Origin of the sequence: Brevibacillus porteri (genome assembly GCF_003013475.1) — a bacterium.
Lineage (GTDB): Bacteria > Bacillota > Bacilli > Brevibacillales > Brevibacillaceae > Brevibacillus > Brevibacillus porteri.
Genome location: NZ_PXZO01000021.1, coordinates 73,946 through 100,854, shown reverse-complemented (window position 1 = coordinate 100,854; position 26,909 = coordinate 73,946). Strand labels below are relative to the sequence as shown.

At 44.0% G+C, this 26,909-nt stretch carries 33 protein-coding genes and 1 pseudogene; 5 read left to right on the top strand and 29 right to left on the bottom strand.

Annotation, left to right across the window (positions count from 1 at the left end):
• The first annotated feature begins 378 nt into the window (after positions 1-378).
• Entirely contained in the window at positions 379-1,443 is a 1,065-nt protein-coding gene (locus C7R92_RS32585) for a collagen-like triple helix repeat-containing protein (RefSeq protein WP_208636204.1), read from the top strand.
• A 91-nt stretch (positions 1,444-1,534) separates the two neighbouring features.
• On the opposite strand, the gene C7R92_RS13305 is transcribed toward C7R92_RS32585, so the two are convergent.
• From C7R92_RS13305 to C7R92_RS32030, 3 genes are read right to left on the bottom strand one after another with little or no spacing between them, the layout of a single operon-like run.
• Complete coding sequence (locus C7R92_RS13305) at positions 1,535-1,762, bottom strand: hypothetical protein (protein WP_106834574.1); 228 nt, start codon at positions 1,760-1,762, stop codon at positions 1,535-1,537.
• A 35-nt stretch (positions 1,763-1,797) separates the two neighbouring features.
• Entirely contained in the window at positions 1,798-1,929 is a 132-nt protein-coding gene (locus tag C7R92_RS33145) for a hypothetical protein (RefSeq protein ID WP_279629819.1), read from the bottom strand.
• Positions 1,930-1,968: 39 nt separating this feature from the next.
• Positions 1,969-2,118 (bottom strand): hypothetical protein, encoded by a 150-nt coding sequence (locus C7R92_RS32030; protein WP_158265753.1) that lies wholly within the window; start codon positions 2,116-2,118, stop codon positions 1,969-1,971.
• Between the two features lie 176 nt (positions 2,119-2,294).
• Here C7R92_RS32030 and C7R92_RS13300 point away from each other — a divergent pair, with 176 nt between their 5' ends.
• Entirely contained in the window at positions 2,295-3,098 is an 804-nt protein-coding gene (locus C7R92_RS13300) for an NAD-dependent epimerase/dehydratase family protein (protein ID WP_106834573.1), read from the top strand.
• Positions 3,099-3,648: 550 nt separating this feature from the next.
• On the opposite strand, the gene C7R92_RS13290 is transcribed toward C7R92_RS13300, so the two are convergent.
• From C7R92_RS13290 to C7R92_RS32025, 4 genes are all read right to left on the bottom strand, one after another.
• Complete coding sequence (locus C7R92_RS13290) at positions 3,649-4,758, bottom strand: Ger(x)C family spore germination protein (RefSeq protein ID WP_106834571.1); 1,110 nt, start codon at positions 4,756-4,758, stop codon at positions 3,649-3,651.
• Complete coding sequence (locus C7R92_RS13285; protein ID WP_106834570.1) at positions 4,755-5,855, bottom strand: GerAB/ArcD/ProY family transporter; 1,101 nt, start codon at positions 5,853-5,855, stop codon at positions 4,755-4,757. The genes C7R92_RS13290 and C7R92_RS13285 overlap by 4 nt, the downstream gene beginning before the upstream one ends.
• A complete protein-coding gene (locus C7R92_RS13280) occupies positions 5,852-7,408 on the bottom strand; it encodes a spore germination protein (protein ID WP_106834569.1) in 1,557 nt (518 codons plus the stop codon). Before C7R92_RS13280 ends, C7R92_RS13285 begins: the two co-directional genes overlap by 4 nt.
• A gap of 758 nt (positions 7,409-8,166) precedes the next feature.
• A complete protein-coding gene (locus C7R92_RS32025) occupies positions 8,167-8,322 on the bottom strand; it encodes a hypothetical protein (protein WP_158265752.1) in 156 nt (51 codons plus the stop codon).
• 63 nt (positions 8,323-8,385) lie between these two features.
• Between C7R92_RS32025 and C7R92_RS13275 the strand changes: the two genes are divergently transcribed.
• Positions 8,386-8,601, top strand: coding sequence for a hypothetical protein (locus C7R92_RS13275; RefSeq protein ID WP_106834568.1), 216 nt, complete (start codon positions 8,386-8,388; stop codon positions 8,599-8,601).
• On the opposite strand, the gene C7R92_RS13270 is transcribed toward C7R92_RS13275, so the two are convergent.
• The 16 genes from C7R92_RS13270 to C7R92_RS13200 form a co-directional block, all read right to left on the bottom strand.
• Positions 8,598-10,619 (bottom strand): DNA cytosine methyltransferase, encoded by a 2,022-nt coding sequence (locus C7R92_RS13270; RefSeq protein ID WP_158265751.1) that lies wholly within the window; start codon positions 10,617-10,619, stop codon positions 8,598-8,600. The two genes, C7R92_RS13275 and C7R92_RS13270, sit on opposite strands and share 4 nt — an antisense overlap.
• Positions 10,620-10,809: 190 nt before the next feature.
• Positions 10,810-11,565 carry a hypothetical protein gene (locus C7R92_RS13265; protein ID WP_106834567.1) on the bottom strand — a complete coding sequence of 252 codons (756 nt, stop codon included), beginning with the start codon at positions 11,563-11,565 and terminating at the stop codon, positions 10,810-10,812.
• 20 nt (positions 11,566-11,585) lie between these two features.
• On the bottom strand, positions 11,586-12,041 hold the full coding sequence (locus tag C7R92_RS13260) for a DUF1064 domain-containing protein (protein ID WP_208636203.1): 456 nt from the start codon (positions 12,039-12,041) through the stop codon (positions 11,586-11,588).
• Between the two features lies 1 nt (position 12,042).
• Positions 12,043-12,201 carry a DUF6906 family protein gene (locus C7R92_RS32330; RefSeq protein ID WP_167403207.1) on the bottom strand — a complete coding sequence of 53 codons (159 nt, stop codon included), beginning with the start codon at positions 12,199-12,201 and terminating at the stop codon, positions 12,043-12,045.
• Positions 12,202-12,219: 18 nt separating this feature from the next.
• Positions 12,220-13,605, bottom strand: coding sequence for a replicative DNA helicase (gene dnaB / locus C7R92_RS13255; protein ID WP_106834566.1), 1,386 nt, complete (start codon positions 13,603-13,605; stop codon positions 12,220-12,222).
• The gene (locus C7R92_RS13250; protein WP_106834565.1) at positions 13,602-14,600 is read right to left on the bottom strand and encodes a hypothetical protein; all 999 of its coding nucleotides are present in this window, start codon (positions 14,598-14,600) and stop codon (positions 13,602-13,604) included. The genes dnaB and C7R92_RS13250 overlap by 4 nt, the downstream gene beginning before the upstream one ends.
• 31 nt (positions 14,601-14,631) lie before the next feature.
• Positions 14,632-15,342 carry an MBL fold metallo-hydrolase gene (locus C7R92_RS13245; protein ID WP_106834564.1) on the bottom strand — a complete coding sequence of 237 codons (711 nt, stop codon included), beginning with the start codon at positions 15,340-15,342 and terminating at the stop codon, positions 14,632-14,634.
• Positions 15,342-16,367 (bottom strand): recombinase RecT, encoded by a 1,026-nt coding sequence (locus tag C7R92_RS13240; RefSeq protein ID WP_244195742.1) that lies wholly within the window; start codon positions 16,365-16,367, stop codon positions 15,342-15,344. Before C7R92_RS13240 ends, C7R92_RS13245 begins: the two co-directional genes overlap by 1 nt.
• Entirely contained in the window at positions 16,368-18,350 is a 1,983-nt protein-coding gene (locus tag C7R92_RS13235) for an AAA family ATPase (protein WP_106834563.1), read from the bottom strand.
• A gap of 427 nt (positions 18,351-18,777) precedes the next feature.
• A complete protein-coding gene (locus tag C7R92_RS13230) occupies positions 18,778-19,038 on the bottom strand; it encodes a hypothetical protein (protein WP_106834562.1) in 261 nt (86 codons plus the stop codon).
• Complete coding sequence (locus tag C7R92_RS13225; RefSeq protein WP_106834561.1) at positions 19,008-19,277, bottom strand: hypothetical protein; 270 nt, start codon at positions 19,275-19,277, stop codon at positions 19,008-19,010. Before C7R92_RS13225 ends, C7R92_RS13230 begins: the two co-directional genes overlap by 31 nt.
• Positions 19,261-19,500: a hypothetical protein gene (locus C7R92_RS13220; protein ID WP_106834560.1), complete on the bottom strand. Its 240-nt coding sequence runs from the start codon at positions 19,498-19,500 to the stop codon at positions 19,261-19,263. The genes C7R92_RS13225 and C7R92_RS13220 overlap by 17 nt, the downstream gene beginning before the upstream one ends.
• A 50-nt stretch (positions 19,501-19,550) precedes the next feature.
• On the bottom strand, positions 19,551-19,982 hold the full coding sequence (locus C7R92_RS13215; protein WP_106834559.1) for a hypothetical protein: 432 nt from the start codon (positions 19,980-19,982) through the stop codon (positions 19,551-19,553).
• Complete coding sequence (locus C7R92_RS13210; protein WP_106834558.1) at positions 19,975-20,526, bottom strand: hypothetical protein; 552 nt, start codon at positions 20,524-20,526, stop codon at positions 19,975-19,977. Before C7R92_RS13210 ends, C7R92_RS13215 begins: the two co-directional genes overlap by 8 nt.
• A gap of 462 nt (positions 20,527-20,988) precedes the next feature.
• The gene (locus C7R92_RS32020; protein WP_158265750.1) at positions 20,989-21,141 is read right to left on the bottom strand and encodes a hypothetical protein; all 153 of its coding nucleotides are present in this window, start codon (positions 21,139-21,141) and stop codon (positions 20,989-20,991) included.
• Positions 21,142-21,210: 69 nt separating this feature from the next.
• Positions 21,211-21,468: a helix-turn-helix domain-containing protein gene (locus tag C7R92_RS13200; protein ID WP_106834557.1), complete on the bottom strand. Its 258-nt coding sequence runs from the start codon at positions 21,466-21,468 to the stop codon at positions 21,211-21,213.
• 159 nt (positions 21,469-21,627) lie between these two features.
• On the opposite strand from C7R92_RS13200, the gene C7R92_RS13195 reads away from it, so the two are divergent.
• Positions 21,628-21,999 (top strand): helix-turn-helix domain-containing protein, encoded by a 372-nt coding sequence (locus C7R92_RS13195; RefSeq protein WP_244195741.1) that lies wholly within the window; start codon positions 21,628-21,630, stop codon positions 21,997-21,999.
• A 352-nt stretch (positions 22,000-22,351) separates the two neighbouring features.
• On the opposite strand, the gene C7R92_RS13190 is transcribed toward C7R92_RS13195, so the two are convergent.
• From C7R92_RS13190 to C7R92_RS33140, 5 genes are all read right to left on the bottom strand, one after another.
• The gene (locus C7R92_RS13190) at positions 22,352-23,113 is read right to left on the bottom strand and encodes a LytR/AlgR family response regulator transcription factor (RefSeq protein WP_106834556.1); all 762 of its coding nucleotides are present in this window, start codon (positions 23,111-23,113) and stop codon (positions 22,352-22,354) included.
• A 51-nt stretch (positions 23,114-23,164) separates the two neighbouring features.
• On the bottom strand, positions 23,165-23,311 hold the full coding sequence (locus tag C7R92_RS13185) for a cyclic lactone autoinducer peptide (protein ID WP_208636202.1): 147 nt from the start codon (positions 23,309-23,311) through the stop codon (positions 23,165-23,167).
• Positions 23,308-23,832, bottom strand: coding sequence for an accessory gene regulator ArgB-like protein (locus C7R92_RS13180; RefSeq protein WP_106834555.1), 525 nt, complete (start codon positions 23,830-23,832; stop codon positions 23,308-23,310). Before C7R92_RS13180 ends, C7R92_RS13185 begins: the two co-directional genes overlap by 4 nt.
• Before the next feature lies 1 nt (position 23,833).
• Positions 23,834-24,478, bottom strand: coding sequence for a hypothetical protein (locus C7R92_RS13175; protein WP_106834554.1), 645 nt, complete (start codon positions 24,476-24,478; stop codon positions 23,834-23,836).
• Between the two features lie 291 nt (positions 24,479-24,769).
• Positions 24,770-24,853: a putative holin-like toxin gene (locus tag C7R92_RS33140; protein WP_016738816.1), complete on the bottom strand. Its 84-nt coding sequence runs from the start codon at positions 24,851-24,853 to the stop codon at positions 24,770-24,772.
• A gap of 132 nt (positions 24,854-24,985) precedes the next feature.
• Here C7R92_RS33140 and C7R92_RS13165 point away from each other — a divergent pair, with 132 nt between their 5' ends.
• Positions 24,986-26,413, top strand: coding sequence for a recombinase family protein (locus C7R92_RS13165; protein ID WP_106834552.1), 1,428 nt, complete (start codon positions 24,986-24,988; stop codon positions 26,411-26,413).
• Between the two features lie 25 nt (positions 26,414-26,438).
• Here C7R92_RS13165 and C7R92_RS13160 read toward each other — a convergent pair.
• Positions 26,439-26,615: pseudogene (locus C7R92_RS13160) on the bottom strand (SpoVR family protein); the annotation flags it as partial.
• Positions 26,616-26,909 lie beyond the last annotated feature (294 nt).

Sequence of the window (26,909 nt, the reverse complement as noted above, 5' to 3'; positions counted from 1 at the left end):
ACATAGAGGCTGGATTGGTAAACAAGGTAATCTGCCATAGTGCTGAGCGAATCTCTCGTAACCCTGTTGAATTGGGGAAGTTCATGCATCTTGCTAATCAGAAGAATGTACCATTGGTTTTTGCTGAGTGATTCTGAATGGAATCACTTTTTTCTCTTTTGTTAAGTAGTTCGTCCCACGGTTTTCAAGAGCGCAAGCGGCAAGCTTGGGGCACCCGCCTTGTTAAGGAGTAGTGTTTCGACAGCAAAGGGTCAACAAAACTTATCTCATACGGCATCTAATGCGCCATGTCTATAGCCCAATCATTTCCATTCTCCGCACCTTTCCCACTACATGTAATTAAAATAATGTAATGTTCATTTAAGGGGAGGAGTTAGTATGGAGAATTGTTATCCCCCTTGGGATTTTCCTCGGGGATGTCCAGATATTTTTCCAGGGCGGCTAATCCCTGGACCACCGGGACCTCCGGGACCTCCAGGACCTCCGGGGCCTCCGGGACCTCCGGGACCTCCAGGACCTCCGGGACCTCCGGGACCTCCGGGACCTCCGGGGCCAAGTAACTTCATCTGGGGAGAAAATAGTATCTTTTGGGCAGACTCAAGTGCTCCTGGTCCGGGTGATGGAACGCCAGCTGATCCATTCAATTCCCTGCAAGCAGCTATAGATGCAGCAACAAATAGCCCTTTGGCAGTCGCGATCGGCATGAAAGCTCGTCTCATCATCCTGATCGCAGCCAATTCAGCGTTTGATGAAGATATTACTATTCCACCTGCTAGACATGTACAACTGCTCGGACTCGGTCCTTGGGTTTTGGGAGACGGTGCTTTGTCGAACTTCGTCTCAACGGTTCCGAGAAATGTCACCATCCAAACTAGTCAGGCGGCAGAAAATGTCTACATCATTCCAAATCCCACCACTCTAGATGTCCGCCCCGTTACCGTTATAGGCACTTTTGACAACGGAACTTCTGTGAGTACCCATACCAATTACACAAACGGTGCGATCATAAGCGGAAATATTTCCTTCACTACATTAAATCCTCCTGATCCCTTCACCACTATTGAATTTCAACTGCTGAATACACAAGTTGTCGGCAGTATCATTCAAGCGGGGCATCAGGGTATTCTCAACACCTACATGTATGGCTCTCTGATTCATGACATGACACACACTGGACTGAGAATTCAACGCATGGTAGATAGCCGATCTGATGGGATAATTAACGTAGCCGGTTATTCAAATATTACAAGTACGTACATCAATGGCAATGTTACGGTAAACTCTGCTTTTTCGGATGTCCGCCCAACAGGCATATTCAGCAGCCAGTTTGGTTCCATTACTTGGAACGGTCCACTTACGCTAGACACTTCCTCTAATTACTATTTTAACTTGTTTGCTACCTTGGGAAGTGGTACTAAAACGGTCCTTTTTGATAACACATGATAAACGCCCAATGTTACTAGTATTAGAATAAACGGGGATCTAGCTGTAGCTCGGCCAGTTTCCCGTTATTTTTATCACAAGTAATGAAATGTTAAATTGTAGTCGTTTCACCCATTTCCTTGCGTCTATCCATGATTGCTTTCAGTACCTCGGCTGATCCCGCGCATTTTGGATTTCCTAGGCATTTAATTATCCAGATAGCAGCCGTCATTTCGTCCGAATAGTTCCGTACCGCCCATTCATGACGTTCATAATCGAGTAAACCACCAGAGCCCTCAATGACATCCTTTATCCAATCGAAAATGTGATTTCCTTCCATGTCCTCGCCTCCCTTTTTACAAATCGATTGTTGTGTCAATTGCACCATTGGCATATCCATGTTCCATTTACTTTTTTATGTTCTTCTGCACCCTCGCAGTCTCGGCACCCCATCACAACAATGCTGTTGTCTGGAAGCTCGTCAAGCTGCTCCTTGGTCAATTCCATGTGTGCGCCTCCTATTTAACAAATCGTGTGTTGTGATAACTACCCGCCAATCACTTCAACCGCATCATATTCAGCTTCACATTCTTCATCAGTCAATTTCGATAGGACTTCTTCTGGATATCCGCCTTTGCGGAGAATATCTCGATAATTGTCCTCTTTTTCAGCGTTATACTTTTCAATTGTTATCATGTAAATCATCCTCTCTTTTCTTAATTACCGATTTGTGATATTAGCTACACTTACAACGGCCGTGCAAGCAGATATACAAAAGACGGATACCTGTATACGATGATTTCATCATGAAAAAGGTTTTCCGCAGATTATGCGAGAATAGTAATTTTAAAAAGCTTTTAGGGGGGATTTAGGTGAAACAGGTGTTGATTACAGGAGCAGCTGGGCGCATTGGCACAGTTTTGAGAACTCGTTTACGGGATGAATTCCGCTTGCGTCTTACCGACATCAATCCGATTCAAGACTTACAGCCTGATGAGGAGTTTATCCACTTGGATCTGGCGGATACAGAAGGAATGGAAGCCGCCATGCAAGGGATTGATACTGTAGTTCATTTGGGCGGAATTCCTGACGAAAGCGAGTTTTCCCGTATTCTTCAGGCGAATATTGCCGGTACATACAACGTTTTCGAAGCTGCCAGAAAGGCCGGCGTTCAGCGGGTTATTTTCGCCAGCAGCATACATGCAGTCGGTTTTTATCCGCGGAGTGAGACCATTGACTCTTCTGTCATGCAACGTCCCGATACGCTGTATGGCGTGAGTAAAGCATTTGGCGAAAATCTTGCGCGACTTTACTTTGACAAACACGGCGTAGAGTCTGTTTGTATTCGCATCTGTAGCTTTGAAGATCGCCCACAAGACCTGCGCCACCTCAGTACCTGGCTCAGCTATGACGACGCGGTCCGGCTTTTTCGCCGCTGCATCCTGGCCGAAACGGTCGATTTTTCCATTTTGTACGGTGTATCTGACAATGAACGCTCATGGTTTATCAACTCTGATGCTGAGCGATTGGGCTACGAGCCCCGCGATAATGCCGAAGCTTATGCCGCCGAAATCTCCGAATGTGACCTTCAAAACGCGGCTGACGATCCGCTGGAAGAACTGCTCATGGGTGGACCGTTTGTAGCAAGGGAGTATGGTAAAGGACATCGTCTTTAGAAGCTCTTACCAATCGCCTTGAATGTAAAGACTACGTTGGACTTCACCGAAAGCACAAATATTTTTCTCATCATGGCCACTCCTGCAGCGGCATTTATCTCTCTACACATTATATTAAATTCATAATAAACAAGGTCAAACCCTTGGTATATATAGTTCTTTATATAATGTATAACATTATATAGCCATTTCTTTGCTAATAACAGCAAGGCAGCCATAAAGAACAACTAGCAATGGTTCTTTGTGCGATCCGTAACATACCAAATACCCACTAGTATGGGGTACCGCCAACAAAGTGCGGATTTTGTACGCTAAGGAACTTTTTATACGAAAAAAAAGCCGGTTTCCCCCATTTATGGGAATCACCGACTTTATTTTTGTTAAAGTATTAGGGGGGAACAAAGCACTTAATAATTTTATGGAGCTCTTTTTAAATCTATCTACTTGACAAGAGTATGTTCAGATACCGCTGACCACTGTTCTCCGCGTTACCTGTTTTTATATTTTGAGTGGTGAGCTTTTTTTCTAATTGCCCAATGATAAAAACCGATTATTTACTGATTCCCATACCTGCAATAATTACTTTTACGCTTACCTTCACATCTGCTTTCGCTAATGTTTCTCCCCACCGTTCCTTCACTGGTTTCCAATGTTCATACTCATAAGCACGAGCATATATTCCGAGCCCGATAGGGTCAATTTTAGCTGTTTGAATCTTGTGAATAAGCTTCTTCATTCGTTTCGTCATTTCCTGTTCGATCTCCTGCTCCAATTTTTTCGCTTCTTTTCTGATATCCAATTTGAAAAGCCGTTCGGTTAGAACTACTCTCATTTGTACGTTAATGTCAAACTTGAACTTGTCCGACACATAATCGGTTTTTGTTTTGACGGAAATGCCACTGGTCGAAAAACTGTAGGCAGTCGCCGGAAAAATCTCCCCGACGGGTTGGTTAGGGTTTTTAAATGTAAAAGAAAACTCCCCTTTGGTGTCATGCTGCAAAATGCGGAGTAGCTTGTTCTCCGTGGGAGCGAGGGAGAACTTGTACTCGCCTTCCTCACCAAGCAGCGCGGTTCCGGTTACAAACAGCCTCTTCTCTTTTTTTATCTCGGTTACATTTGCGGTGATCCCGCTCTCGTATGTAGCCCGACGCAAATCTTGCAGGGTTGTTTTCGTGCATATATTGCGAAGGTGAGCGGTATCAATCAGTTTTGTCAAGTAAAGGGGGAGGCGTGGTTTATCTTTCGGCAAATAACTTATCACATCGTATGCGTTCCCGTCCACCATCACGATTCTTCCAGTGATCGAGTTTTTTGGGTCGCGGAGTAAAGGCTCCAACAACTTTAACCAGCCCTTGTGTTGCATCACACGTTTCCCGACCAAAATTGCCTGAACTTTACCGCCGACTGTCAGCGCCATAAAGGTTTTGTCGTCTTCTTCCCGCGATTCCCGCATCGTTATCGCTGGCGATATGTAAACTTCCTCCTTGATTTTTGCTTCCTGGCTAAATACAGGGCTTGATGTCGAAAAGATGAGGTTGTTATTTTCATCGAGGTCAATACCAATCAAGAGCGACAGGGATACATCTTCGATATTCATCTTGTCCATGCACCCTGTCGTAAAAAGAGTCAGAGATAAGAGTGCAAACAACAGCTTTTTCATCCAGTTTTTCCCCTCCGCAACATTTCAAAACCTCGTACATAGATATAAAGAACAACAGGAAACATGTACATGACACCAAATGCCGCCTTGCTTAGCAGCTTTGTCCATTCCTCGCTTTGATTCCATGTAGGGTTCATGACATAAACAGACGCGACAGCAAACAAAAAATAGATGCCACTGAAAATGCTGTGATCTTGTTTCTTAAATATTTGAGCGGTAGAGAAAACCGCACAGGAAATGTAGATGATCCAGGCTTTTGACACCACCAGCAAATAAATCGCCAGAAAAATCATATCGAATCGCTCCAGAAAACGAAACTCGATATTCTTTAGCAAGCTCAGCACTGGTTGATTTAAGGTTGTGATTCCGTCAGGTGTATAAAAAATAAAACAAACGATGGTAATAAACAAATAATAAAGCAGCGTTAGTGTATTCCCGATTAAAAATCCGTGTATGGCGTATTTTTTTTTTTGCAGAAATGGATAAATAATAAAGAGGATCTCGAAACCAGCGTAAGCGAAAACCGTTTTCTGCAATCCTTGCAACACTGGTAACCACCCTTCCTTGAGAAAGGGAAGCAGAAAAAGCGTATTTCCTTCCCCTACTGGAATCAACATGAAAAGCGGCATCCACATCGTCATGTAAAAGACCAACTCAATATATCGAGCTTGAACGCGTAAACCATTGCGAACAACAAGATAACTAGGAATAGCGAACAGAAGCACCACCAAGTAAGCTGGCGTTTTCGTCAAAAACCATGACTTGATGTAGAGCATCGAATTGACCATGATGACCAAGCCAAAAGAAGCGAAGTAGATAATCAAAGGGAGGGCTAATAGTTTGCCCAACCATTTCCCGAATAAGTGGGACAACAGGTCTAAAAGCGTGAAGTCCGGATACTTTCTAAGTGTCAGCAGCATGATCCATCCCGCCAAACAATTGATAATCCAAGCTAACAAAACTGTCATCCATCCATCCGTTCCACTTGTTTCAGCCAACTGCCTCGGAAGCGAGAATATTCCGGTTCCCACTTGAGAAGCATGGATCAGAATAATATACTGCATCAAGGTGATTCCGTTCATGGCATATTTACTCACGAATCCTTCTCCTTTGATCGTTTTCGGCCCATCCTGATCTCTTGGATCGCTCTGGTACTTTCCGGACGCCGAAACATTGACCATAATGGGAACCGAACGAACGTATCCCTCATGTCTTGCCAACGGAATGGAGCCAGAGGGCTACCGTATGGAGTTCCAAGAGATTCCAAGGCAACTAGATGGGCAAGTAGAGTCATAAAGCCGATGACGATCCCAATAATTCCAAACAGCGAAGCAATCAGCATCATTGGAAAACGCAGCAGTCTGACAGCCGTTCCCATATCGTAGCTGGGTAGAATGAACGAAGCGATAGCGGTAGAGGCCACTACAATAACCATGATGTTGCTGACTATACCTGCTTGTACGGCTGCTTGACCGACAACGATGCCCCCCACGATACCGATTGTTTGTCCAACGGGAGCAGGAAGCCGGATTCCAGCTTCTCGCATCATTTCCAGCATGATTTCCATCATCATGGCTTCCAACAGCGGAGGAAACGGTACTCGTGCCCTTGACTCGGCTATCGATAGGAACAATTGAAGCGGTACAACCTCGTAATTAAAGGAGAGGAAGGCGATGTAAACGGCCGGCAAAAGCAAGGCAATCATGAAAGCCAAAAAACGAAGTAGACGAATAAACGAGGCGATTAGCCAACGCATGCTGTAATCGTCCACGCTTTGGAAGAAAGAGATAAACGTGGCTGGTGCAATGATTACGCTGGGGGAACGATCAACGACAACGACAAAGCGGCCTTGTAATAACTGGGAAACTGCTGAATCCGGACGCTCTGTCAAGATGAATTGCGGGAAAGGTGAATACCGATTATCCTCGATGTATTCGGCGAGTTCCCCCGTATTGATCACAGCATCAATATCAATTTGTTCTATTCGTTTTTCTAGTTCTTTAAGAACTTCTGGATGCGCAATGTCTTCTAAATACATGATCCAGACGTTCGTTTTTCCCCGACGCCCTACTATATGTTCCTTGATACGTAGTTCGAGATTCGGAATATATCTTCGAAGCAGGGCTATATTTTGCACGCCTGTCTCAACAAATCCTTGATGCGCCCCTTTTAACGAGCTTTCCAACTGTGGGTCTTCAATGGAACGTTGCGGCCAACCTGTTGTATCGAAAACCCGAACTTCAACCTGCCCTTCAAAAAAAAGCACACTTTCTCCCTGCAAGATAGCGTTTTCCACATCACGCCAAGATGAAACCGTACGACAACTGCTGATCGTTGGTAACGGAGTTTCATTTACTTCTCTGGAGTCGTACATCATCGGACGCAAAATGTTATTATTCAGTGAATTTTTATCTGTTAACCCGTCAAGATAGACCAGGGCAACTCGTGTCTGCTTTAAACCAGTTGTAAATTGGTGAATGACTAAGTCAGGAGATGCTGGGAATTTTTGTTTTATTTCTTTGATATTCTGAAATAATTCGATGCTAATGAGACGATCTTCAGCCGTTTCCTCGTGAATTTGATTCATTTTTCCCATTTTTATTCTTTTTTGTGAGGGGTATTTTTTGTAAAAACGAGAAAAAAAATACATAGGTACTTATTCCTTTCGAAGATGATTTTTATCATTATGGCAACAAAGACAACGCCCTATACAACGTCTTCAAGAAGAACTATTTATATAAGGGGGAGCGCCAACATTTTAACGAAAATATACGCTAAGGAACTTTTTGGTACGAAAACGCCGGTATCCTGTATCGTACAGGTACCGGTGTTTTTTCTGGAAATCGGAGCTTAGCGTACAAAATCCGCACTTTGTTGGCGGTACCCCATACTAGTGGGTATTTGGTATGTTACGGATCGCACAAAGAACCATTGCTAGTTGTTCTTTATGGCTGCCTTGCTGTTATTAGCAAAGAAATGGCTATATAATGTTATACATTATATAAAGAACTATATATACCAAGGGTTTGACCTTGTTTATTATGAATTTAATATAATGAGCATTTTGTTAAATCACAGTCCGAAAATATTGTGAAAATTAGTATTTATATATTTTTCTGTATATGTTAAGCTTTAATTATTGGTAATAATTACCTTTTTTGGAGGTGAATAACTATGTTTAAGCGATTTCTTCAAGCGTTAGGATCAAAGCAACCATATTCCACTTGCCTGCCTCCTTGGTGCATTGACACAATAAACGGATGCTTCTGCCCGTGGGGTCATAAATAATTCCACAGCGACTGTCTCAAAAGCCCTAATGTGGCTGAGGGATGGTCGTTTTTCTATTTATCTGCTCATATTCTATTAGATATCAGCTCTGACCATTTAACATAATTGACCTCGTGCGACCTATTCCGTAATCAGTTGTACCTCTGTCTTAGGTACTAGCGACACCTTCCCGGATAACTCCCACTTAACAAGTAGCTTGGCAGGCTGCCATTGTATGACCACTCCCCGGCCTAATTCCGGGTGGTCCACTTTATCACCAGCCACAAACGGATGCATTTCTCCCGTCTCCTTTTTTGTCCCAACTCCGTATGTCATAATGACCACAAAGGAGTTGGTCTTATGGAAAAGTCGTTTTATTACTCAGTCGAATGGTCCGAGGTCAGCTATCTAAAAGAGGCCCTGAATGCAATGGAGATACCTTATGTGATTGAACAAGATTCTGACCGTCTACAGCTCGATGCTGGCCATGTTGCCATCGTGTTTCCAGACCTTCCTGTTCGTGTGTATGGAGGCGTCCACGAACTGTTTGGTAGTCATGGACGCCGATATCCTTAGTGAACTAATGCTGGGACTTCTACTCTGTCAGAATCAACCCAAATATCTTCCCAACTCAATTCGAACCCAATGTTTGCTTCTGCCTTCGCTGCTGCCAACAGGATTACCATTCCCATAGCCTCTGCCGATGCTGGCGGTACTGCGTTCCCGATATATTCCCGAGCCTTTGCATCGCTGCACCCCTCCAACTGGAACGGACGACCATCAGGCAAGTGTGTATCGAATCCTTGGAGCATAGCCAGCTCATAGGTTGTAAGTGGTCTATGCCATGTCCCATCCCCGGCAATGATGATCCAGACACCTCTATCGGTATCGACTGGAACTGGTCGCGGATCAGCAACGGCGGAGGAACCTGAATGTATGTCACTGCTGCCCGTAACCGTTGGGGATGTCTCTTCCCAAGCGGTTACTCCCATCGTTCCTGACCGTGGGCTGCAATTCATCCGGACGTCCGCTACGAGCTGTGCGCCGCTCTGCACATCCGTTACGCCTGTCACTGTTGCCGCTGGCTGATCCATAGATTGCATGCGGTACTTATCCGTATAACGTCCTGGTCGATCGGAGATACGTGGATCGCTGATAATTTTGCCACTGCCGGCTGAAGGACTTCCCGTTGTAACAGTGGGTGAAGTTGTTTCCCATTCGTTCACTTTATAGGCTCCATCGTGATATTGATTAACAACTCTTGGATCGTTAATGCTGGCAGCCGATTGCATAATTCGGGATGCAGAACGAATCGTTTTTGAAGCACTATCCCACTCCTGCACTCCGTAGCTGTCGGGGTGCAATTTTGTAAGTACCTTCGGGTCAGCGACTGCTATCGCGCCACTGCCAAACCTTGTCCCTGTCACGCATGGAGCCGTTTCGTTTGGCCCGACAATTCGGTATACGCCCGGGTGTCGCCCTTCTCGATGTTTGAGCTTTGGATCGGAAATGCTTGCAGCTCCGTTTGATGGCCCCACAGCTCCGGTGATGCAATCCGCTGGTTGCTCAAACGATTGCACTCGATATAGATTCGCCTTCCCCGCCCCGTTAATCGAAAGCCTCGGGTCAGATAACGCAGACACACCGTTGCTTCTACCGGGGCCTGCTGTGCTTGTTACTGTCCGCCCCGTGTCGTTCCAGTCTTCAACTCCCCAAGCTCCACTACGTGGCTCGTGAATGATTCTGTATTGCTCATATGGGATGTTCTGTAGGTCTCGCCAGTCTCCGCCTGCTTTAATCAGTGCAAGGCGTACCCATGTTTTCCATTCGAGGCGAGGCAGTCTATGCAATGGCCCGCCCGTTTCCGTATCCCCTGGCATCGGGAGAGGCCCGATAATATCGCCTATTGTTTTCAGCGCCTTCTTCGGTGGAATGTAGACGAAATTCGGAACTTGTACTTCATGCCGCGCCAGAATCAAGAATCTGACTCGGTTCTGTCCCAACCCGCCGATCTCCCCGAGGTTGTGGTCAGCTCGCATATTCACTTCGTATCCGAATTTTTTGAGCAACTTCTCAATTTTTTTGAGCAGAGCCTTGCCCCGCGTTAGAATACGTGGAACGTTTTCCATTTGGATGAATGCTGGCACCCCACCGCCATACTCCAAGCATGCTCGAAGGGACAACTCAATGCCGCGTAAGGTTAGCTGGTTTAAAGCCTGATATTTCTTCGATTCAGCGGATTCTTTGGGTAGTAGAGCACTCAGGCCCTTACATGGTGGAGAGGTAAAGAGGAAATATGGAATTTGGTTTCCGAACGCAACCCACATATCCCATGGCGTTGCTTCCTGCCATTCTGGTGGTGGTTCTTGCCCGTGCCAGTCGATGTACTGTTCTCTTGTGAAAAGGTCCATTACGACAGCGGTATTTTCGCCCGTTATGTTGTCGTGATTCTTGCAAGCAACAGGGTCGTAATCAATTGAGCAAAGTAAACGGAATTTATGAATCTTACCGCCATATTCAATTTTCGAACGCATATATCCAACGGATGCCCCGCCGATTCCGCCAAAGAGAACGGCTGCTGTATGTTCAACCATGCTATTTCCTCCCGTTCCAAGTCGGCAATGCTCCGCCTACTTTCCAGTTGTTAACCTGTGGATTAACGATGGACTGCTTGATATATTCGTTTTCCTGACTTGTGGCTATAAATTTTCGTCTCCAAGGATGGTTTGGTGCTGGCTTAACGGCTGTCATATGATCCCGCCTTTCTAGGGGAGAGGAGCAGCTTTACGCTGCCCCCGGTTCCTCACCGTTTTGCTTCGCCATATGTTCTGCGACCAGCTTTTTATATTCACGTAATTCGGATGCTACTTTGGTGGAGCTTACACCCAGACTCTTAGCAATTATGACCCATGTTTCCCCACTCTTTTTGCGCTGTAGCAATTCCGGGAAATCAAACGTAAATTCATCGAATACTGGAGCTTGTCCGCTCAAGATGAAGGCTTCCAGCGCTTCTTTGTCGATTGTTGCAGCAGCATCTTCCTGATTATCAGGTCCTTGATCACCGTCATTTTCATTGTCTTTGGATTCATCATTGCTTTGCTGTTCTTCCTCAAATTCTTCGGGTTGCACTATTGGAGTGTTTTCAGAACCTTCCCCGTCTTCCGGAGATTTGTCTCCTTCTTCTCCAGCCTGTTCATTGTGTTCAGGGCCTTCACTCTCATCCCCATCTTTCTCTAGGTCATCGGTATCTTCGTAATCAGTGTCATACTCATCCCCAGTGTCTCCGCTAACTTGTGTTACCACGCCAGACGGATCGGTTGTGACAGATAAACCGCGACGTTCTTCTCTTTCATTCTCGTCAAACTCCATAGCCATTTGTGGGTTACCAAGATTTACAGTCACTTTGTCACCGATCATATCTACCAATTTCACTAGCGAAGTTGGCTCGATGTTCCCTACCAACTCCAAGCTCAAAACCATTTTTTTATCATCCGTTGCCATTTTCTTTACCATTGCCGTAAATTGTGCTTGATTGCTCATTTTCCACACTCTCCCTTGGTTTATATAGCTTTTTTCTCTTCGCGTTTTTTCTCTTTCCACTCGTCAGTGGTGATCCAACCGCCGTATTTTTGAACCTTTTTAAGTAATGTCAATTTCAGATTCGGATATTTGTACATGAACATCTTTGCCTTGATTTTGAAGGCTTCCGTCTCTTCACCCTTGATATCAATGACCTCCAGCGATCCATTCAGGTGAAGGACTTCAAAGTCCGCTTTGTACGTTATCGCTTGAAGATTCTTGCCATTCCGTTGGCATTTTTCCTGAAGTACGTAAACGGGTTGCAGTCGCATGTCCCGGATTTCACCAGCAGCCAGCTTTTCTTTTAGAACAACGTAATACTCTGACTCAGCTTTGGAATCGAACTTGATACCATCAACAATGGTGATCTTGTTTTTATATTTGGGCAGCTTTGGTTTATCTGATTCTTGTGTGGCAACTCTGGCTCTACGCTTCATGTTATGCACCTTTCTTGATCGTCTTTTTCGTACCAGTGAATCGATGAATCAAAACGAATTCTGTTGTGCTGTCACGTTCTACAAGCCAATTCGCAGGGTTTAATCTGTATGCTTCCAATTCTTTTATTTGCCGTCTATTTGGTCGTTTGCCTTGCTTCATGTCTGCTCTCCTCCCGGTTTAGGAACCTGTATTCAACGATTCTTGTACCTGTCGCCCTGGAGCCATATCCCAGTCGATAAATTCCTGAAACACACGCCGAAAGGCAAGGTTCACTGTACCAACTGATCCATCTCGATTCTTAGCAATGATGAGCTCAACCTTGCTGATTGGTTCTCCTGTTGCAAAATTTACGTACTCTTCGCTGTCATCCCTATGTAGAAAAGCAACCACATCAGCGTCTTGCTCGATATTTCCACTTTCACGAAGGCTCGAAAGGTTCGGCCGCTTTACAATCCCTTTATCAATATCCCGGTTCAACTGAGCAAGAAGTACAACTGGGCAATTCAATTCCTTGGCTAATTCTTTAAGCGTGCCGGTGTATTCCCCGATCTCTTGGTCGCGGTTTACGTTACGGTTACGGCGTCCTCTCCCTTTGTTTCCGATCAGCCCAAGATAATCAATTAGAATCATTCCCACCTTGCCGTGCTTTCGTTTTAATGCCCGAGACTCTGCGACAATTTCATTTAATGCCTGTCTTCCCTTGTCCTCCATGTAAATGTTAGAGCGATAAAACTTGTCACTTGCCTGCGTGAATACATGCCATTCGCCCTCGCTCATCTTGTTGTGGCGAATTTTTAAAAGCGGTATCTTGGCCTCTGCTGAGAGCATCCGGTTTAACAAGTCTCCCTTTCTCATCTCTAGCGAGAATATCGCTACCGGATCGCTATCAGGCTGAATGCCAGTTGTTCGTGCCATCTTCAATGCGAACGCTGTTTTCCCAACGGATGGTCTTGCACCCAGGATGATTAATTGACCGCCGCACGCTCCGCTTGTAAGCATGTCTGCTTTTTGTATGCCCCACGACTTACCAAGAAGGGAACCGCTATCTGTTCGAGTGTTTTCGATTACGGAAATGTGATCGAGGATAAAGTCCTTTACCGCTTGCAATCCTCCACGTTTACTTGGTCGAATTTCAGCGACCCTCTCCTCTGCCAAGTTCAGCAGCTCTTCAGCAGAATCATAATCCCCGTTCAATACTCTTGATCGGAGTGACTCCGCGTATCGGAATACTTTCCTTGTCGTTGCTGCTTCCTTGACCAATTCAGCGTGGTGGTCTACTGCCGCGGCTGAGGCAACGACACTACCGAGACTAGTCAAGTACGGTACGCCACCAATGGCATCTAGTTGTTTTTTATTACTCAATTCGGTGGTTAGTGCTACGAGGTCTATCTTTTCACCTCTGTCTCGAAGGTCGAGCAAAGATTTGTATATATCTTGGTGTCCTGAGTGTGAAAAATCTTCTGGCGACAAAATCAATTCAATTTCGTCGAGGATCATCGGCTCCATGATTATGCTGCCAAGCGTTGCCTTTTCTGCTGGCAGGTTCTGTAGACGATCAATCATGTACTCTCTCCTTTCCCGAAAAGCATTTCTTGGAAGGCCAAGTCATTTGCAGCGCGCCTTTCAAATCCAGCATGGGTATGGTCTGACCCATGTCCTGTTGGGGCATTTGTTGATGGCTGATCCACACGAGTCTGAGGCATGGGAACAACTTTCTTGCGCATATTTCCATCCAGTTTGTCGTACTGTTTTCGTAATGTCCCAGCCGACAGGATATTTACTTGCCAAAAAGAATCGTCTGTTGCCCATTTGATGACAAGCTGTATGTCATATTTGCTACGCTTGTCCAACTCGATCATCTTTCGCATGTCATCTGCCCATGAAGCGAGTGCAACTGGTGTGGCTTCAGGAACCTTAGCGTCAGGTTTCCAACGAAGGATACGGTCACGGAGATACCTTGCCAAAATGAACGCGTCTGTTGACTCGTCATAAACGCGCTTATTGCGTTTGGGACAAGAATCTTTTTTATGTTTTACATGCTGTTCTTTACTGCTGTTCTTATATACTTCGGGAATCTCTTCGGGATTCTCTTCCGAATCTCTTCGGGAATTCCGTTCATCAGTAACCCCTTCATCCCTTGATACATTAAGGTTTTCAGCATCCTCCCTCTTCGGGAATTCAGGTGGAAACTCTTCGGGATTCTCTTCGGGAAAATTTGACCCTTTTTGACGGCTATAGCTACCGAGATTTTGAAATTCATCATAGTGGTTGACGGTAATCAGCAATCCGTTTTTGGTGTTCCCTCGGTAGAGCTGCCACTGGATCAATCCCATTGTCTTTAGTTGATTAAGCGAGTATTTGATTTGATCCTCGGACCAGTTTGTCTCTTTGGCGTAGTCCTTCATGATGAATACAACTTGTCCACGTTTACACTTTTCGTTGTCCTTGAAATTCGCTTCGCTCATAATCTCTTGGAAGATCCATTTGTCCCTTTTGCACCGAAAGGTTAAACGGGGAAGGACGTAAAACCCCGTTGTCCCGTATTCTGCTATGCCCATCCCCTGCCCCCTCTTGTGTTGCCTTTGTTACTTATAGCTTTTGTGCAACAATCACAGGCTTGCCAGTAAGCTCTTGTATCTCCCTTTTGAAAAGTGCTTCATCACTATTACTGTCGCTGAGGTGTAACAACCATATGCTTTGAACCTTTGACAGATCATTGGCTCGTAGGAAGTCTTTGCAGTTTTCAAGACTAAAGTGTGAGCGTAAGAGGCGCTTTCTCATGACGGGTGGCACTCGACCTGCAGCTATGTTTTCGTCCAGAATTTTTAAGCTGTAGTTACACTCCAACATGATGTGCGTTAGTCCATTGAATTTGTATTTGCAGTAGTAACTATCTGTGATGAAAACCAGCTTCTCACCTAAGCTATTCGCGAGAAGAAATCCGAGTGGTTCCGTAACGTCATGCTGTACATCAAACGGCAGGATCGTCCATGAGCCTAATGTGAATTGTTTCTGGGCCTGAATAATAACTGCCCGATGACCTGTAACCTGCAAAGTCTCCAGTGTCCCTCTGGACGCGTATACGTCGATGCCAGCCTTCATAACTTCGGCTATGCCCTTCACATGGTCTCCGTGCTCGTGAGTTACTAGGCAGCCTGCTATACTCGATGTCTGGAAGTGCAATGCGCGTTGAATGTCCTTAAAACGGATGCCGCACTCCAGCAACAATGCGGTTGTGCCATCTGTTATGTGGTAGCAGTTTCCATGGCTGCTGGATGCCAGGGGGGTTATCTCTATCATTAGAAATCGGGTCCTTCGCTTGGAGGTTGCCCGTGGTTCATGTCAGGTTGTTCGGCACCCTGTCCGTTCATGAGTGGTTCTGTATCCGTATTTACAGGGTGATTTATAGGGGGTGTGTCCAGATCGATATCAATTGTTTTCCGATTGGCGTTATCGTTTATCTCTTGGGCAAGCTCAGCATCTGCAAACTCAGATTCCATTTGTTTCAGACGTAAGTAATCGTCGTCAATTTTCTGGCTGTCGATTGTGATATCGCTGTAAGCAGCTCTATAAATGGTTTTCCAGCACATTTGTTCATGCCAACCCTCTACTTGCTCTTTCCCAACCTTTTTACCGTCTTCCCATTTGTCTTTCTCGCCACCCCAAAACTCAACGCTTGCATGGGTTGGCTTTCGTTTCAAAATATCCTTGATGCTCATAGTTACTAATTTATTTTTCGTAGGATTTTGCGTATACGAGTGATAATAAAATCCCCCTATGATCTCTCCGCGTTCAAATGGATTCGTTATCTCAAACTCATATGCTTCATGTTGGTTTGTCCGATCTTTCTTGATTGGTTTGAATTTATCCGTATTAAATACAAGTTCAACCGTGACGTGATCTGGTACGTTCAAACCATATTTAGTGGCTTTTAACTCGATTCCCCGATACCCTTCAATGAATCCAATATCATACTTGTTCGTGTTGTTGTTCTTGAAGGGGATAAGGTTGATATGGTTTGGTTGGGCCGGATCAAAACCGACTCTTGCCATAGAGACAACATCACGAGCCAGCTTATCCATGTTCACGTTCGCCCATGTCACTGGCAGGGGGTCACGGTATTTCTCGCTCTTTTTCAGCCTCTTCTCTTCCGTTGACCTCAGAACAGAATCCAGCGAAATGAAGTAATTCTGAGCAAGACGCTTTTGGAAATCCGTTAATGCAACCGTTCCAACATTGGTATTAAACTCAGACACAACCTTGTTCATGAACCTCTCAGATTGCGAAATCTCTTTCTTTACCAACTCATTTTGATTTTCAACCAACTAAACCGCCTCCTTGATATTGACTGGAACCACAACCCGTAATTGCTTGTCTTTTTCGCTAACGATCAAGCTAATGACCTGAGTGGATATTTCAATCATCTTTGTCACGGCTTCTGCGTTATCGACAAAAATCGGAGCTGTAATGCCGTAGTGTTCGGAAAGCGTATTGATGATGTCCAGTCCGACATTGATTCGCGCTGCATTGTTAAGGCCGCTGCCGTAAGGAACTCCTCGGTAAAGTGTGTCGCAACGTTCTTTCAATCCACCATTGATTTGTTGTTCAAACAACTTGAAACGTGCATGCTGAAACTTACTATTAATTTTCGTTTCGAGCAGGCTGACCTTGGCCCGAATAAACTCTTCTGTTAGGTATAGCTCGTGCTGCAACTCCTCATATTTGGTTACGAGTTCTTTTTCTTCTGTCTTCAACTGCTCAATGCGTTGAGAGACGGTCTGAGCCAAGGAGAATTTTGCTTTATCTTGTTCCAGCGCTTCTTTCTGCGCTTTCAAACTCTGGATTTCGCCAGCCACCTTTGCAGCAGCTTCTTGGACAGATTTACGTATCTGTTCGATGTCTTCTTGAATCACGGAAATCTCCATTTGTTTAGTGATGTAATTCGGGTCCATTTCCACATCGATTATGCTTGCTTGCGATGCTTCTAACTCGGATTCTGCCTTTTGAATCTCATTCGATTTTTCCTCTAACAATTGTTCTAGCTCTGCAATCTTCTGTTGTTTTGCTTTACTGTCTTGGCTCAATCGTGTTGCTTCTTCTTTTGCAGCCCGTCCTTTTGCTGAGATTTTCTCTAATCGCTCTGCTTTGCTGTAATTAAAATCAGATAGCGCTTTTGTTCGTGCTGCTTCTATATTTTCTTCTGGCAATGTTTGCCCGCATGTGGGGCAATTGTCATCATGTCTATATTCCAAGACCTCATCGTTTACCTTATGCCACTGATGGCGAAGTCTATCTGCTTCCGCTAACTCGTCAGAAGCTAGTTGTTCATTTCTAGCCACCGCCCGTTTCGCATCACTGATTTGTTGATTTAATTTAGTGAGTTGACCATTGAGGTTAGATAGTTCCTGGCGTTTTGCGGCTACCTTTTCTAATGTCCCAGCCTGCACATCGTTCTTAATTTGTAGTAGCTCTCCTTCAATCTCTCTTATGCGGTTTTGTTTTACCGCAATTTCTCCACCGGATCGCAGTCGGAATGCCTCAGCTTCCTTGCTGGTTATCTGTTCTTGAAGAGCGTTAATACTTTCCCCAAGCTCATTTTCATTCAAGCCCGATGTATCTGGCATGGACCGGGTTGCTTCATCAATTCGTACTGGTATCTGGTCGAGCTCTTTGCTGATCTCTGAGCATTTCCCGTCAATCACCTTTCGATGCTGCTCAATGCTCCGTTCATTCAGGATTTTCATAAGAGGTGCCAAGCTCTTTTCACTCTTGATTACTTCCTCATCAATCACATCACCGCATACCTGGAGCAAAACCTTTCTACGAGATTCCCAGTGAAGCTGTTCGTTAAAGTAGCTCGGATTCGTCAGGAGTTTAAACAAGTCTTCGCTCATGATACTTTCTACTTGCTCCTTGTATTCTTTGAGCTTCACAGGAACTCCATCGATAAAATACTCAGTAGTGTGACCTGAAAACTCTTCTCTTGCTAAGCCGCGTTTTTTGACCCATTTTTCATTCAGCACTTTTCGCAAGCTTTTACGTTTCCCGTCAACCAGCAGGATTGCTTCAACTTCATGGGACAAACGGTGTAGCTCCTTGCCTTCTGCATCAAGTGTTTTAATGCCAAAATCCTGTTTGTTCTGGCTGTCTTTATCGAATAACACCCATGTGAAAGCATCAAAGATGGTCGTCTTTCCTACAGCGTTGTCACCATACACTTTCACACTCTTACCATTCACCTCTAAGACAAATTCTCTGATGCCTTTGAAGTTGAGCAGAACCAGTTTCATCAAGCTGATTTGCTTCATGAATATACCTCCACTTGTTTTTTGGGGGTCTATCAGCTACGATTAATTTGATTCCCAATCGTGCTTCAAGACCGACGACTCAGCGCTGCAACGCTGGGTCTTTTACTTTTCTTCTTCGCAATCTTCGCAAGTTCTTGGATGTCCAGGTTCTTCAAAGTCGTCCATATATGCACCGCATACTTGGCAAAGCAACCCTGATAGCATCGATTCAGCCACTTGCCCCACTATCTACACCCCCTTTCACTTTGATCGCGAGGCGCCGCCGTCCCAACCTCTACGGCAGCCGTTGTAGTTCCTTGCCTACGCCACGTCTTGACCTCGCTATGTATTACTTGGAGGTTCGAACCTCCGTGGAAAACTCAGTTCACGTGCGACTCTCAGATTTTGAAAGGTCGACCGAATTTTCCACGCAGGGCCGAAGCCCGCGTTACTGCATTTCTTTAAGAGCATCCATCGCAATCCTTGCCTGACTTGATGACCTTGAGACTAAACTTGCAATAGCTTGAAGTTTCCCCTTCACTCTTTCGAGCTTTTCTTCTGCCTCAACTGCTCGATGAATCCAATGGGGAAGTGCCTCTCTTGCCCGGAAAGCCTTTGCTGCATCTATGAGCTTATCAGGCAAATCAATTTCTCCCGAAGCTTGGCAGAGGCTCAAATCTAACTCGGCAATTCGTTTTGCTTCACCCATTTGGTTAGCCTCCGCTTCTGCTCCTGTAGAGCCTCAAGGTTGTCCCTGTTGGAGTAATGTCGCCTAAACTCCCAAATACCTCGGACTTCCTCTTGAATGTCTTCAAGCTCCTGCATCAAGTCACGAACTTGTTTCTCCAACGTTTCGGAATCCTGATCAAAGGCCAAAGTATCCATTTGTTTTTGTCGAATCGGTTCCGTTTTCTCCACATGCTCCGGAAAATCAAGCAGTTGCTGCATGCACCAACACCTCCTGTTCCTCCAACTCGGTGATTTTTGCAAGGCGTGCGTCAATTTCTTCCTGACGCGCATACATTCGAACTTCTGCTTCATCTGCTTTTTTTCGGTAGTACAATGCTTCGTCCATATTGCTATTCATTTCTGATTGGGCTTCTTCACGTAGTTCAGCCAAATTCGCTACTTCTTTTTGCAATTCTTGAATACGGATGTGTGCTGGCTTCATAGGGCTTGTCCTCCTCGGTAAGATATGGTATTCTTCCAATACAGTTTTTTCTAAGCCGTCTGTTCGCTGCAGGCGGTTTTTTCTATTTTCAAATAAGCTGCAACTTCTCTTGCTTTCAGAAGGACAGCTAGCCGCTTACCCTTCACCATTACATACGGCGCTTTAAGAAATCGTCGCTCACGCTTTGCCTTTACCTCTCGTAGACGAGCAGCTAGCCATAACGCCTGTGAAGCCTTGTTGTTTGCCAGTCCTCTCCGGCTTTCGACCGCTCTTTCCAACGCTCCGGCAGCTTGCTCCAATTGTTCCTCATCCAAGTAACCAGGATTTCCACCACACATTTCGATAAGAGTATTTGCCGTGATGATAAGCCGTTTTGCTTGCCAGGCATTACCCTCTTGCTGAACCCTGACCTTCTCTTCGACTAATGCTCCGATTACAAGAAGCAACTGGTCTTGATCAAATACCATGAACTGTTTATTCATGTAGCCCTACCCCTTTCATCATTTTCATGAGTCCGTTTTTCATCCACTTTGATTTGTGGATAGCCCATTGTTTAATCCATGACACCTTGTACTCCCTACAAAGGATTGCTGCGAGATTGGTGCTTGCAGTGACGACATCCAATGTCTCTTGGATTAAGGTCTCAATTGCTTGCTTTTCCTGTGTTGTTAAGGATCGCGGCGGCGCGCTGATAAGGCTTTCCTCAGCCTCTCGGATCACTTTCAACAGCTCGTTCATTTCGTGTTCTGTCCGATCCAGTATGGTGTGGCGGTTCACTTCTATTCGATCGCCGTCGAGGATTCCGGGGCTTGTCCCAGCTGTCGACTCTTGGGCAGCCGCCATTGCAAGGTACGGGTTATCCGTTATTAACACCGATTTAGATTTGATATCTGGAGGCGTCACTGCCCGACCTGTGGTGTATGAAGAAACTGCCTCCCGGCTTACATTAGCTTCAAAACCGAAAGCTAACTGCGTCATGCCAGCCTCATGAAGTGACTGGCCTAACTGTCTACCAAAGTCGCTCATTTGTTCGCACCATCCTTACCTTCGTTATTCGATTTTCGATGTACAATGAACCTAAGCTCACTTTCCAGACTCTCCCTCGGCAGCCATATGAGCCGAGGGCTTTCTTTTTCTGATCAGCTCATGCAATCTTTCTTTGTAAGCCAGAAGCTTTGGACGCCTACGTTCTCTCTTCTCTCGTGGCCATGTTGCCAATTGCTTCACTTTCTTTGTGTACCAGCAAATGCGTTTAACCAAATGATCGAGTTCATCTAACAAATTGATCACCTCACTTTCCTTTCACACAACTGCATGCAGCGTCGAGTCTTGGCAGTGACCTCCACCTGACCTTGTTTCACCCTTACCCGGCGAAATGGTGGAATGTATTATGGCGCGGCTCCCTGCTTTCGCAGATCAAATCGCTCGCTCCCGCTCTTCGGCGCTCTATGCAGTTGTGTGAAGCTTGTCCATCAAGGCAATCCCTCGTTAGAGAGACGCCACTGTTTGTTCGGTGATAGGAGTTTGGGGTTCTTTATAAGTGCCATTTTGCTTTGCTCTTTCTCTCGCAGCCATCAAGGTTCTAACAATCCACTTCACGTCTACCGGATTTAGGTTGAGCTTGAGCGGTTGTGGTTGCATGTCATCCCCTCCCTTGTTGACAATGTATGACATACGGCTTGTTCAACTTGCTCGTCTTGTTGTTACCACTTAAGCAGGCTGTTGTTTTACACCATCAGATGTTGACGTTTCTTCAACTTTAGAATCAGAAAAATACTCTTTTGCCAGTGTAGCAGGCTTAACTCCAAAGATTTCTGCCATATGCTCGATATGGTAACTTGGCAATGTAAAGTGCCCGTTCTTAATTTTTGAGTACCATCCCGGGGTTCTCTTCATTAGTTTTGTTAGCTCTTTAACAGAAAGGTTTCGCTTTTTTCGATAATTTTCAATGACCATTGGATTAGGCATTGTAGTTCACCACCTTTTGTTGAAGTTTCTTCAACTTGTTAATGCAATGATAATTGAAGTTTATTCAACTTGTCAACTGATTATTTGAAGTTTTTTCAACTACCTTTTGAACATTATTCAACTATCCTATAATTGACTATAGGAAATGAGGGTGATCTTGTGTCCTTTGGTCAACGACTAAAACAAGCGAGAAAAAATGCAAAGAAAACACAAAAACAAGTGGCTACCAGACTTGGTGTCGATATTTCAACGATTTCCAAGTATGAAAACAATCACTCAGAACCTGACAATGACACTCTCTTGCAACTAGCAGAGGAATATAGTGTTACTCTAAACTGGCTTATCACAGGCAAAGAAGCCGAAGATACCTCTTTATACGCCAGTACAAATGTGGATATTCGCGCTGAAGTTGATCAAATCGTAGAGATATTAGAATCCATTCCAGAAGCAGAACGGAAATCATTCCTTGATCAAGTCGATACCTTAGCTGAGATAGTAAAACGCAAATACGAAAAAAGCCGTTCACAATGAAGCTGAACGGCTTTTGATCATATCTATGAGTTTTTTTACATTCTCATCCTTATTCATGTGCATTATTAAAAAAGTGATCTTGTCGATGTGTTCTTTAGAAATTGAACCTTTATCCTGTTTGATCTTCTCTGTAGTATTCATGAAGCATCCCCTTCTATAAACTCATTCGTTTTTCTCGCTGGTAGCTGTCTGGGTCCATCTTACCAGTACTCCAGAATCAGAAGGCATTTTGTCGGGATGAAATTTGTCGATTTCTGCCAATAGTTCACTATTTAGAGTATTTTACGCATAAAAAAAGCATTTCGTCGGGACGAAACGCAAAATATCTGTCGAATATTTGCAATTGACACTTTTAGCCGTGGAGAGCTCTGTATCTATCCCATTGGGCCTGTATATCATCCTGGATAGCCTTCTTGGTGCTTATAGCAATTGTATTAAGATTGTGTATGTTAGGTTTTAGGAACAGCTTCTTGCCATCAAATGACTCCACTTTCTCCAAGTTGGCTAAGTGTGATCGGCCACAGCGTGCAAAGTTTCGATCTGAAAGATATTTCTCAAATTCTGATAGTCCTCCTTCAGTTCGCACTTCCTCGCTATCAGTATAAATAATGGCTCCGCGCATCTTACTTTCAATCATGATGACTTCAAAATAAGGAATCTGCCTAAATGTACCCTCAGACATTGCTGGTACAAAAAAACCCCCTGCTGTTTCAAAATCACAATATAGCGCACGTCTCTTTAACAAGGATATCGCTTTATCTAGAGCCCCTGTTTCTGCGTAACCAAATTTCGATACCACGTCTACACAGCCATATTTCTTTAAAAGTACAGCATTGACCAAGTTGTCATTAATCGTAAGCAAAAGACTAGGCACCCTAATTCCTTTTTCATGGATGGTGCGGAGAAAGTCTACACCAGATGCCTTCTCATTCAAATCAAAGTCTGTAATGATCGCATTGAAGTACTGGTTCTCAAGAAAATGAAATGCCTCTACTGAATTCGAGGCATAAACAACACTATGGATAGAGTCTTTATATTTGTCTAAGACAAGCTGCATCGACTTTTGATGCCCCTTGTTATCCTCAATTACCAGCAGTTTCAAACGGTTGCTCATCTTGATGTTCTGCCTCCCTAAAAAAAAGAGCGCAATTTGCGCCCCTTTTCATTACTTCTTTTTGCGAAGCTCCTCAGGAACTTCTGGCTGATGAACAAACCACGCAGACGCAACATTAACTTGCATCGTGGCTATTAAAGATAAGAATGAAGATGAAGCCATTACTACTGGTACGAGGATGTACTTTTTAAGATTCACTTTGATTGCCTCCTGATATGGATTAATGACATAGCTTGTACAAAGAAAGCTTTTGACACCGTTGGCGACAGCAAGAAAAAGTTAATCGAAACGATTGCTATTGATATCCATTTTAATGTTGGATAGTATTTTTTGTCTATGTTGCTATGTCCTTCGATTCTGGAAGGAGCAAAGATAAGAACTAAAAGAGCTGCGACCACCAGTAAAATAACATTGACCTTATCAGATATAGCGATGTGTGGAAGAACTGACATTGTACCAATAGAAACAACTGTGCAAGCAGTTGAAGAGTGTAAATGGATCCCACCGGATGTTAGACGAAGCACAACAAATGCAATTATTGTCACAGCTGTTTCCATTGCTTTTCCGGTTAATGACCCAAGCACCATTGAAACTAATACTATTAAAAATCCATTTATGACTATGATCAATCCGAACTTTAAAGTTGGAATACTTGCTGTTTGATCAGAATTGACGCTCTTCATAGCTATAGCAATTTTTTCTGCTAATGATTCAATCATTTTATTCTCCTGTTTTCTTAAAAAACTTGTACAACATAAATATTTGCACTGCAACCAAAAACAGCAACATCAGACCATTATCTGACACAAGTCCAGAAACCAATAAATATACAAAACCAAAAAGCGCTAAAAAAGAAGATATTGCTCCTATTAGATACAATTTAGTTTTGGAAAATCTTATTGTTACTGACTTCCCGTAAATAACATAATCAAAACCTACATCTTTTCGGTCAATTATCCATCCAATAAGAAATATGGTTACGACTGAAGTTCCTTGTAAAAAGAATTTTAATACATCATGAGTAGCAACATCAGTGGAAAAAATCCAGTTTCCCAATATAAGATATAGCATTTGTAACACACCATAGCCTACATAACCCGTTATAGACATGACCGTTGAATAATAAAAATGGAACCTGAAAACTACGGCTATAGTGATAATTAAGCAAGCAAGTTGAATAAATGGTGCGATCACTTCTAACTGCGAAACAAATCTTAAAAAATAGGAAACAAAAGTGAGTAAAGAACTTGCAAATATTGCTTCGTACAAGAATTCGATGTGATTCAAACGGAATAGTGAACAAATAAAATAAAATATGGCGAAGAATTCAAGGAACGAAAAGACAACGAAAAGAAATTCATCCATGTTTGCACCTGTACCTATCCAGTTTTAATCAGTATAAAGCTCCGTGTAATTACACTACAAGCATTCTTGTATATTTCACATGTATGGTTTTCACATACATTTTGGGTGTTATTTACCCCCTAAAAAAGTGTTTACAGCACCCTTTTTGTGGTAATCTATAAACATAAGCATATATTAAAAAGAGACCGTTCGGCTGCAACCGAACGGTCAAGCACAATAGACGTTCCCGCAAAGGGGCGGCTCAATATTTATGGGGAATAGACCGCCTGGCCTTCCAAGCTCAAGGGCGGTCTATTTCTTTTTGAGGTATGTCAGCAAAGCGAGGATGAACATGCCAAACATGAACATCAGCGTCAACGCCTGATAAACCTCCATCAGCCTCACCCCCTCCCTATAAAATGTGAGAGAGTGAGCCGACCACCCTTGAGGAGCCGATTCTATTGTACTTGGAATATTATAACATGTTAAACGATTGTGAATGAGCTATTTTTGGGAAGGGTGAACACCGTGAGAGTAGCAATTTATATACGCGTTAGTACAGAAGAACAAGCCCAGCAAGGTTACTCATTAGACGCTCAAAAGGAAAGGCTGATAGCCTTCTGTAAGTCACAAGGCTGGGATGAACACATCCTATACATGGATGATGGATATACTGGCACAAACATGAACCGCCCAGCACTTAAACGCCTTATAAGACATATTGAAGCCAATGAAATTCAGACAGTCCTTGTATATAAGCTCGACCGGCTGGGCCGCAAACAAAAAGACGTTTTGCATTTACTTGAAGACGTGTTCGAAAGGAATAACGTTGCCTTTAAATCTGCAACAGAACCATTTGATACCTCTACCCCGCTCGGAAAAGCTATGCTCGGAATACTGGCTGTATTTGCTCAATTGGAACGCGATATGATCGTTGAACGCATGGTCGAGGGACGTCGGCAGCGTGTTAAGCAGGGCCTTTGGCATGGTGGAAGAATTCCCTTCGGTTACACCTGGAGTCCAGAAAATTCGATAATGGAAATCGTCCCAGATGAAGCTCACCTTATCCGTGAGATATATCGACTTTATCTTGAAGGTCAATCCACGTTGTCAATTGCGGATTGGGCTGCACAAAGAAGTAGTGCAAGAAAATTTTCTCACAGGGCAATACGCGACATCCTAGCAAGGCCAATCTACGTAGGTAAACTAATTAACAATGGGGCGCTAGTTGACGGAAAATTTGAAGGCATAATTGATCCTGATATCTGGTATGCAGTGCAACGCGAAACATCGCGACGCAGGAAGGGACTAACACCAATCGGTGATTACCTTTTAACTGGTCTATTAGAATGTGGCGTATGTCAAAGCATTGTTGTACATGTAAAGCGCAAACAAAAACGTGGTGGACGTGAATATTTGTATGAGCTTTATGCTTGTAAAAATCAACATGTCCGCCCTAAAGAGCGCTCACAAGAATTACGTTGCTGGCTAGGTTACCGTCAGCGACATGCAATTGAGGACTATGTGATTAGCAAAATTAAAAGCATTGCTCTTGATCCACAGATTGTTTTAGAGGTTTCGGAAGAGAGCCTATCCAGACAAAATCATCAAGAAGCTATCGATGCCTTAAAGGAACGAAAGAAGCAAGTACTCAGTGGTTTGGACAATCTCTATGATGCTATTCAGTCCGGTGCAATTAAAGCTAATGCCGTAAGCGATCGGATTGCAACTCTTGAAAAAGAACAGGAGTTAATTGAAACGCAGTTATTGGATTTAATAGGTGAGGAAGTACCGGAGAGGAATGTGGAGGAGTTTCAGTCTTTGATTCAGCAAATCGGTGAGGACTGGGACTATCTGACGTTTGAGGAACAAAAAGTGATGGTGAGGAAAATAATTAAGAAAGTGACATTGAATAAAAACAAAACCGTCAATATTACGTGGAACGTTATGGAGTAGTTTTTTCATACAGTTGACGCTTTGCCTTTCCAAAACTCCAATGCGAAAATCGTGTGGGCATTCCATACGCGCCAAATGTATAAATGATGTCAGACGGGCATATCTCGTATCGCATCGGGTAAAAATCGAGATTGAACCCTTTGGCGATCTCGGTAATTTCGTCAATGGATCGCTCCAGTTCTTTTCGCTCGTCGTTGGTCAATCGTTTCGCCTCCCCCTTTTGCCGTCGGTCTACTTTATGTATATGGGGGAAACAGCCAAAAGACGCCACCTTTTAGAAAAGATGTCGTTCTTCATATGGCACGTTTTGATGGGTAATTTATGTCAATTGATTTATTTGACTCATCTGCTTTTTGTCTCAAAAATCTTTTTTGTTAACAGCGCGAAATTCCTCTACTGCTTTTAGGGATACGTCCATTAAAAATATTACGGTACAGTAAAAGTATATTCTCAAGAGGGTGTCACTCGCTTTACTGTTACAGTGCCAATAATCAAG